This is a genomic window from Vibrio sp. M250220 (assembly GCF_036533795.1).
Taxonomy (GTDB): Bacteria; Pseudomonadota; Gammaproteobacteria; order Enterobacterales; family Vibrionaceae; genus Vibrio.
Genome location: NZ_JATABI010000226.1, coordinates 1 through 395 on the forward strand (window position 1 = coordinate 1; position 395 = coordinate 395).

Below are 395 nucleotides of genomic sequence, written 5' to 3' on the forward strand. Positions count from 1 at the left end.
TCACTGTATTCCGGCAGCTCAAGCTCATCGAACGCCATGGCTGGCTCTTCCAGCGACGGCTCTTCAACAGACTCAGCAACAAGCGCTTCAGGTTCGAGTGCTGGGGCTTCTGCCACATCAGCCAATGCCTCTTCCTCACCAAACTCTGGTAAATCTAGGTCATCCAACTCGAACGTTTCATCTTCTGCTTGAGGCTCTGCAAGCTCTTGTGCAGGTTCAAGCTCTGCATCCGCTAATGCGTCTTCTTCACTGTATTCCGGCAGCTCAAGCTCATCGAACGCCATGGCTGGCTCTTCCAGCGACGGCTCTTCAACAGACTCAGCAACAAGCGCTTCAGGTTCGAGTGCTGGGGCTTCTGCCACATCAGCCAATGCCTCTTCCTCACCAAACTCTGG

Annotated in this window: 1 pseudogene; it reads right to left on the reverse strand. The window is 54.2% G+C overall.

The features are described from left to right. Positions 1-395 (reverse strand): annotated as a pseudogene (locus QTN94_RS20550) (FimV/HubP family polar landmark protein); the annotation flags it as partial.